Source organism: Deltaproteobacteria bacterium (genome assembly GCA_016875395.1).
GTDB lineage: Bacteria > Myxococcota_A > UBA9160 > UBA9160 > UBA6930 > VGRF01.
The window spans coordinates 90442-97459 of sequence record VGRF01000016.1 but is presented as its reverse complement, the minus strand read 5'-3'; the positions used below and the strand labels follow the sequence as shown (position 1 = coordinate 97459).

At 69.3% G+C, this 7018-nt stretch carries 9 protein-coding genes; 4 read left to right on the top strand and 5 right to left on the bottom strand.

The features are described from left to right. Positions 1–188 precede the first annotated feature (188 nt). Both FJ091_13580 and FJ091_13575 read right to left on the bottom strand, forming a co-directional pair. The gene (locus FJ091_13580; protein ID MBM4384382.1) at positions 189–689 is read right to left on the bottom strand and encodes a DUF3990 domain-containing protein; all 501 of its coding nucleotides are present in this window, start codon (positions 687–689) and stop codon (positions 189–191) included. Positions 690–736: 47 nt separating this feature from the next. Further along, a complete protein-coding gene (locus FJ091_13575; GenBank protein MBM4384381.1) occupies positions 737–1927 on the bottom strand; it encodes a metallophosphoesterase in 1191 nt (396 codons plus the stop codon). Positions 1928–2085: 158 nt separating this feature from the next. On the opposite strand from FJ091_13575, the gene FJ091_13570 reads away from it, so the two are divergent. Both FJ091_13570 and FJ091_13565 read left to right on the top strand, forming a co-directional pair. Beyond that, entirely contained in the window at positions 2086–2379 is a 294-nt protein-coding gene (locus FJ091_13570; GenBank protein ID MBM4384380.1) for a hypothetical protein, read from the top strand. Positions 2380–2609: 230 nt separating this feature from the next. Further along, positions 2610–3020, top strand: coding sequence for a hypothetical protein (locus tag FJ091_13565; GenBank protein MBM4384379.1), 411 nt, complete (start codon positions 2610–2612; stop codon positions 3018–3020). Positions 3021–3048: 28 nt separating this feature from the next. Here the strand turns inward: FJ091_13565 and FJ091_13560 are convergent, their stop codons facing one another. Continuing rightward, positions 3049–3873 (bottom strand): radical SAM protein, encoded by an 825-nt coding sequence (locus tag FJ091_13560; GenBank protein ID MBM4384378.1) that lies wholly within the window; start codon positions 3871–3873, stop codon positions 3049–3051. A 54-nt stretch (positions 3874–3927) separates the two neighbouring features. On the opposite strand from FJ091_13560, the gene FJ091_13555 reads away from it, so the two are divergent. Both FJ091_13555 and FJ091_13550 read left to right on the top strand, forming a co-directional pair. Then, positions 3928–4638 carry an ABC transporter ATP-binding protein gene (locus tag FJ091_13555; GenBank protein MBM4384377.1) on the top strand — a complete coding sequence of 237 codons (711 nt, stop codon included), beginning with the start codon at positions 3928–3930 and terminating at the stop codon, positions 4636–4638. Continuing rightward, positions 4635–5435 carry a hypothetical protein gene (locus FJ091_13550; GenBank protein ID MBM4384376.1) on the top strand — a complete coding sequence of 267 codons (801 nt, stop codon included), beginning with the start codon at positions 4635–4637 and terminating at the stop codon, positions 5433–5435. The genes FJ091_13555 and FJ091_13550 overlap by 4 nt, the downstream gene beginning before the upstream one ends. A 77-nt stretch (positions 5436–5512) precedes the next feature. Here FJ091_13550 and FJ091_13545 read toward each other — a convergent pair whose 3' ends face one another. Further along, positions 5513–5932 carry an HIT family protein gene (locus FJ091_13545; protein MBM4384375.1) on the bottom strand — a complete coding sequence of 140 codons (420 nt, stop codon included), beginning with the start codon at positions 5930–5932 and terminating at the stop codon, positions 5513–5515. A 7-nt stretch (positions 5933–5939) separates the two neighbouring features. Beyond that, positions 5940–6866 (bottom strand): branched-chain amino acid transaminase, encoded by a 927-nt coding sequence (locus FJ091_13540; GenBank protein ID MBM4384374.1) that lies wholly within the window; start codon positions 6864–6866, stop codon positions 5940–5942. Between the last annotated feature and the right edge of the window lie 152 nt (positions 6867–7018).

The following is a 7018-nucleotide window of genomic DNA, read 5'->3' as shown; positions in this document are numbered from 1 at the left end:
GATCCGCCTCGCGCAGGATCTTCACCATCTGCTCTTCCGAAAACCGGCTCTTCTTCACGGGGGGCTTCCTTTCGTCGGGAGCCATTCTCCCAGGAATCAGCTGGGCCGAGAAACCCAGATCAGGTCAACTCGGGCGAGTCGCTCCATCGCCTTCCAGACTTCCTCCCAGAAATCGACCTCGATCCCCTTCATGGCACGATCCTCCCGTGCGGCGTGATCCACAGCGCGTTGAGGGCCAAGATCACTTTACTGGTGTGGAAGCTGAACTGGTCGTATCGGCGGAACGTGAGCAGAGTCGCTGTGCGCCTGGGCCAGATTGCGACACGCCCGGAAACGACTTCGTAGTCAACTCCACCGGGCCTGTGCGGAGCGTGGCCCGCGCGGCAGTACCGGACGAAGTCTTGATAGCCCGTCGCGTGCCCGGACTGGACGAAGGTCAGCCCCTCGAGGCGTGAAAGCCAGGTGCGGTCGACCGCGAATCCGACGACCGCAGGCGCACGTCCTGCACGCGTTGCTCGCGCAATCGCCCAGTCGCGTGCCTGCGTCAGATTCGTCGTTGTGTAGAAGCCGGCGCCGAAGTCCGTGAGCGGGCTGCAGTAGGAAAGGCTCACTCCACTGCCGAGGATCGAGTGGGCAGAAGCTGCGTCCGTCCCGTGAAACAGCTCGAGTGGCGCATTCGTCCAAGCCATCCTCGGCTTCTATCACGCTCGAAAGGCAGCCACGCCGCCAAAGAACGTCAAACAAACTTCGGCAAATCCGTCCGTTGCGACCGAATCACCAACTCCCCCACCTCGCTAGGCGCGAAGAGGCGCATCGGCGGGCCCCAGAAGCCGGAGCCGCGGCTCACGTAGATCTGGCTCGGGCCGCGCGAGTAGAGGCCTGCGACGTAGGGAGTGATTAGGCGCACCAGTGCGCTGAAGGGCCACAGCTGTCCGCCGTGGGTGTGGCCGGAAATCTGGAGATCGACGCCGCGCTCGGCCGCCTTCGGGAACGTCTGCGGATCGTGCGCGAGCAGGATCAGCGCGCGCTGCGGATCGCGGCCGGCGACGGCGGCGTCGACGTCTTCCGTCGTGCCCTTCGACCAGTCGCCGCGGTGATCGTCTACCCCCGCGAGATCGAAGCCCGCATCGCCGCCGACCGGCACGCGCTCGTTGCGCAGCACGCGAATGCCCAGCTCGCGCAGGCGTTTCTCCCAGCCGTCGACGCCCGAGTAGAAGTCGTGATTGCCTGGCACGAACCACACGCCGTGCTCGGCGCGCAGCTCGCCGAAGGGCGCGATGTCGTCGCCGATCTTGTCGACGGCGCCGTCCACGAGATCTCCCGTAACGACCACGAGGTCGGGCGCGAGCGCGTTCACGCGCGCAACGAGTTGCTCCGCGAAGCGCCGCCCGAGCAGCGGACCGATGTGGATGTCGCTGATCTGCACGATGCGGAAGCCGTCGAGCTGGCGCGGCCAATTCGCGAGCGCGATCTCGCTGCGCTTCACGCGCGGCACGCGCAGGCCACTGCGCAGCGCGACGAGCGCGGTGAGCAGCGTCAGCGCTCCCGCGGCGAGCGCCCGGCCGCGCGAGAGATCGAGCGCGCTCGCGCTGCTCGCCGCGCCCATCAGCACGAACGCGGCGTCGGTGAAGAGCAGCGAGACGAAGCCGAGCCAGAACACGCCCATCCAGAGCGCGAAGGGCCACGACACGATTCGCAGCAGCGGGGGCCGGAGCGCGCGCTCGAGTGCGAGCGCGATGAACATGCCCACGAACGCGACCGGCACGAGCGCGACCGCGAGCGTGCGCCACGGCCCGGGCACTGCAGGATCGAGCACGAACCCCTTCAGCCAGTACCAGTGCGCGGAGGCAACCAGCGCCAGCGCCGTGAGAAACACGGCGAAAGCGAGCAGCGAGCGCGGTCGGCGGGGAGGCGAAGCAGCGGACATCGAGGTCTCTTTTGGGGCGTGCGTCACGGGATTCGCGAGAAACTGCCGCGCAGTTGCCGGTTCGTGAAGGGGCGCCATCGGCAAACCGCGCGCGGGGCTTCAGCGAGGGCGAAAGCGCGCCGATGAGTCCTCATTCGCATCCCACGGAGGGACACATCATGCGACTCGCTTCCAAGCTCGCTGCGGTGACGGTTGCCGCGGCTCTCTTCGCGAGCCCCGCGCTCGCCGGCAAGCAGTTCGGTGAATCCGAAGCTTCCCACACGGGCCCGATGTTCGACGTGCTCGTGATGCGCCCGCTCGGACTCGTCGCGATGGGCGTCGGCGCGGTGCTGTGGCTGCCGGCCGCCGGCATGACCGCCGCGATTCAGCCGTCCGAGATCGGCAAGCCCACCGAGATGCTGATCAAGAAGCCGTACCGCTACGTGTTCCAGGATCCGATCGGATCGCACTGAGCTCTCGGCGCGGCGACGCGAATCAGTCGCCGCGCCTCTCTCTTCTCCGGCTCGCGCGCGAGACCGCTGGCCGCGCGGCGCACAGTCGCGCTGGTGCGAGTCGCACGCGGAGTCGGGAAAGCGCACCGGAGGGCGCGCAGCATCACGCTGCCGCGCCCCCGGTTGCGCTGCGGCGACGGCGAGCCGCGCGCACGTTGCTGCCAGGTCGGCGTGGTCGCATCGTCCGCTGAGTGCCGACCTACTCCTACAACCTTCAGTTCGCCGAGTTCGACCCTCGTCAGGTCGATGATCGCGGCGTCGCGAGCGCGCGCGAGATCCTCGAGGCGTTCGATGCCTTCGATTGGGCGGGCCAGATCGTCGCCGCGAACCGCTTGCAGAAGGTCTCGCCCACGTTCTCGGTCCTGGACATCGAAGAGGACCGGCTGTTTTGGGTGTCGGGCTGCGGCGAGCCCGACGACATGTTCTTCGTGAACGACTACTCATACCGAGGCGAGGTCCGGCGACTGTTCGGTCTCTTGTCCAGCCGAGGCCGGATATCCGCTCCGACTCGCGAGCTCTCGCTCGCGGAAGCACGCCGTGCGGTCGAGATCTTCGCCACCGGCGGCCACGAGAGCTTGCTGCGGCTCTTGTCATCGCAATGAGAACCGTCATCTCGCGCCGCGTCCAACGCTAAGCGCCGAGCCAGCCCAGCTCCGCAAACCCCTCCTTCGACACCACCACCCGCTCTCTCCCCAGCTCTCTTCGTAACAACTCCTCCGCCTCGCTCGCATACCCGGGCTGCGCCCACTTCGCGTAGCCCGCAGCTTCGAGCCTGCGCAGCGCGCGCACGCTGCGGCGGCCGCCGGCGCCGTCGCCGCGGAAGAAGTCGTCGAGCACGACGCGCTGCACGTACGGCGCGATCGCGCGCGCGAGGGCGCGTGTGTCGCCCGGGAGCAGCGGCGAGAGCGCGGCCTGCACGCGCACGCCGGCTTCGTGCAGCGCGCGCAGCGTCGCGACGCGGCGCGCGAACCGCGGCGAGTCGGGCTCGAGCAGGCGGCGCACCTGCTCGTCGCAGGTCGTCACGGTTAAGCTCACCGCACAGCGCGGGATGCGCGCGAGCAGCGCGGCGTCGCGCACGACGAGGGGGCTGCGCGTCTGCACGATCAGCGCCGCGGGGGGACGCGCGGCGAGCACTTCGAGACACGCTCGCGTGAGGCCTAGCTTGCGCTCGATCGGCGTGTACGGGTCGGTCGCGGACGACATGAAGATGCGGGCACGGTCGAGCTTCGCGCGCGCGAGCAGCGCCGGCGCGTTGCGCTTCGCGACGAGCCAGCGCGACCACGCGAGGCCGAAGCGGTTCGTGCGCTGCACCGCCAGCTCGCGCACGTAGCAGTACTCGCACGAGAACTGGCAGCCCGCGTAGGGCTGCAGCGTGTGCGTAAAGCCCGCGAGGTAGCCCGAGGTGCGCGTGAGGATGCTCTTCGCGTCGGCGAGCTCGATGTGCGCGCGGGGCATGCGCGCAGCGTAGTCCGCGCTTGATGCGCGCGAGCCGCCGCCTACCGTGCGCGCGTGACCGCCCTCGAGCTCGTGGACGTGACGAAGCGCTACGGCGCACGCACTGCGCTGGACGGCGTGAGCTTCGCGCTCGAGGAAGGCGCCGCGCTGGGATTGTTAGGTCCGAACGGCGCGGGCAAGACCACGGCGCTGCGCCTCCTGCTCGGATTCGCGGCCCCGACGCGAGGCGTCGTCACGCTGCGCGGTCACGATCCGCGCGACCCGCAAGCGCGGCGCGGCGTCGGCTTCCTGCCCGAGCGCGTCTCACTGCCCGAGCGCGCGAGCGTACGCGGTGCCGTCACGCTCTCGGCGGGGCTCGCCGGCTTGTCAGGCGCGGGGCGAGATTCGGCGGTCGCGGAGATGCTCGACTACGTCGGCGTCGGCGACCGCGCGAGCGACCGCATTGGCGCGCTCTCGAAGGGACTACGCCAACGCGTCGGCTTCGCGATGGCACTGATCGGCAAGCCCGCGCTGCTTCTGCTCGACGAGCCCACCAGCGGCCTCGATCCGCTCGGCATCCGCGACGCGCGCACGTGGATCCAGCGCGCGCGCGACGACGGCGCCGCGGTGCTGCTCTGCTCGCACGTGCTCTCCGAGATCGAGCGCACCTGCGATCGCGTGGCGATCCTGCACGGCGGCAAGCTCGCCGCGGGCGGCCCGATCGCCGAGATCGTGCGCGAGGGCGAGAGCCTCGAAGACGCCTTCGTGCGGCTGGTGCGAGGATGAGCGCGTTCCTCCTGCTCTGGCGCGAGGCGCTGCTCGACGCGCTGCGGCGCAAGCTCGTGTTCGCGATTGCGGCGGCGTCGATCCTGTCGCTGATGGTGCTCGACAACTGCGCGGGCTGCGCGCCGGCCGTAACGACTCAGGGCGTCCCGCAGGACGCCGCGAACGTGCAGCCTCTGCTCGGCATCGCGCTGCTCACGATCGTCGGCCTTTGGGTCGTGACGCTCGCGGGCCTGCTCGCGTCCGATCACCTTGCGCAAGCGATCGAGGATGGCCACGCGACGGCAGCGCTCGCTCGCCCCGTGCGCCGCCACGAGTTCGCCTTCGCGCGCCTCGCCGGCGCGCTGACCGTCGCGTTCGCGGCGGGCATCGTGCTCATGGGCATGACGAGCTTCTGGCTCGTCACGCGCAGCGGCGTCGCGCTGACGCCAGCGCTACTCGCAGGCGCCGCGTGCGCGGTCGCGTGCGTGACGGTCGCGGCGCTCGCGATGGCCGCTTCACTCACGCTGCCGCGCATCGCGATCTGGCTGCTCGTGTTCGGGCTCGTGTTCTTCACGACGATCGCCGCAGCGACCGCGTTCTTTCCCTCCTCAGATCCCGCGAGCAGCGGCGGCTTCCTGCGCACGCTCGACCAATTCGGTCCGCCGATCGCGAGCGCGATGCTGCGCGCCCTCGCGCCGTGGGGCCCGAGCGCGCAGCTGCCGAGTGACTTCGCCGCCGTGTTCGCGCGCGGTCTCGTGTGGGCGGCCGCGAGCCTCGGCGTTCTGGCCGCTGCGTTCCGCAGGATCGAGGTGCGGTAACGCGCCGTGCGCATGCGGCGCGAAGACGGCGTGGGCAATGCAGCGAAACGCGTCGCAGGGTGGGCGCGCACGGTTTGTTAGGGAATCCCGAGGAGCGCCTCGGAGATCAGCGCCGCCACCTCCGCGAGCTCCAGCTCGCTCGCCTGCCGCCGGCCGTGGAGGCCGAGCGGGTCGCCCATGCGCCGAGGGATGAGGTGCATGTGGTAGTGGAACACGGTCTGGCCCGCGGCAGCGCCGTTCAGCTGATGCACGCCGATGCCGTCGGGCGCGAGGGCGCGCTTCAACGCGAGCGCGATGCGTCGGCTGTTCGCGGCCACGCGCACGAGCGAGGCTTCGTCTGCGCCGAGGATGTCGCTGAAGTGACGCTTCGGGACGACGAGCAGATGCCCGCGGCTCGCCGGGAACAAGTCCATGAACGAGACGGTGAGCTCGTCCTCGTGCACGCGCGCCGCGGGCGCGAGGCCCGCGACGATCTTGCAGAAGATGCAGTCGCGCACGCTCGGCTCAGACGTAGGTCAGCCAGCTCTCGTGTTTTCGATCGCGCCCCGTAACGACATCGAAGAACGCGTCCTGCAGCACCTTCGTGATCGGCCCGCGCTTGCCCGCGCCGATCGCGCGGTGATCGATCTCGCGCACCGGCGTCAGCTCCGCCGCGGTGCCGGTCATGAAGACCTCGTCCGCGATGTAGAGCTCGTCGCGCGTGATCATCGCCTCCTGCGCCGGAATGCCCTTCTCGCGCGCGAGCTGGAGGATCGAGGCGCGCGTGATGCCGTCGAGCACCGTCTCCACGGGCGGCGTCTTCAGCACGCCGTCGCGCACGATGAAGACGTTCTCCCCCGTCGCCTCGGACAAGAAGCCGCTCGTGTCGAGCAGGATCGCCTCGTCGTAGCCGTCGAGCAGCGCCTCGCGCTTGGCGAGGATCGAGTTCACGTAGTCCCCGCACGTCTTGCCCTTGGTCATCTTCGCGTTCACGTAGTGGCGCTGGAACGACGAGATGCGCGCCTTGATGCCGCGCTCCATGCCTTCCTCGCCGAGATACTTGCCCCACGCCCACGTGATCACGGCGACGCGAATCTGGTTGTCGGCCGGATTGATGCCCATCACGCCGTCGCCGACGAACACGAGCGGCCGGATGTAGCCCTCGGCCAACTTGTTCGCGCGCAGCGTCTCGCAGATCGCGCCCGTCACCGCCTCACGCGTGAACGGAATCTCGAGCATGTTGATGTGCGCGGATTCGTAGAGGCGCCGCACGTGCTCGGGCAAGCGGAACACCGCGGAGCGCCCGTCATCGGTGCGGTAACAACGAATGCCTTCGAAGACGCCGAGGCCGTAGTGCAGCGTGTGCGTGAGCACGTGCACCTTCGCGTCGTCCCAATTCACCATCCGCCCATCGAGCCAGATCTTCTCGCCACTCACCCGCACACTCGCCATCGCGCACCTCGCTCAAAGGAAGCGCGAAAGGTGACGCGACCCCCGCACCAGCGCGAGTGCGCCCAGGCCGCGAACGCCCCTGCCCGACAGAACGCCTCGGTAGCTGACGCACCGGCACCCGGGTCAGAAGAACTCCGATGACGAACGCTCCG

What these genes read in the sequence shown, in the direction of transcription:
- FJ091_13540 (MBM4384374.1), bottom strand. Translation starts at nt 6,866, where the DNA reads ATGGCGAGTGTGCGGGTGAGTGGCGAGAAGATCTGGCTCGATGGGCGG.
- FJ091_13560 (MBM4384378.1), bottom strand. Translation starts at nt 3,873, where the DNA reads ATGCCCCGCGCGCACATCGAGCTCGCCGACGCGAAGAGCATCCTCACG.
- FJ091_13550 (MBM4384376.1), top strand. Translation starts at nt 4,635, where the DNA reads ATGAGCGCGTTCCTCCTGCTCTGGCGCGAGGCGCTGCTCGACGCGCTG.
- FJ091_13570 (MBM4384380.1), top strand. Translation starts at nt 2,086, where the DNA reads ATGCGACTCGCTTCCAAGCTCGCTGCGGTGACGGTTGCCGCGGCTCTC.
- FJ091_13575 (MBM4384381.1), bottom strand. Translation starts at nt 1,927, where the DNA reads ATGTCCGCTGCTTCGCCTCCCCGCCGACCGCGCTCGCTGCTCGCTTTC.
- FJ091_13580 (MBM4384382.1), bottom strand. Translation starts at nt 689, where the DNA reads ATGGCTTGGACGAATGCGCCACTCGAGCTGTTTCACGGGACGGACGCA.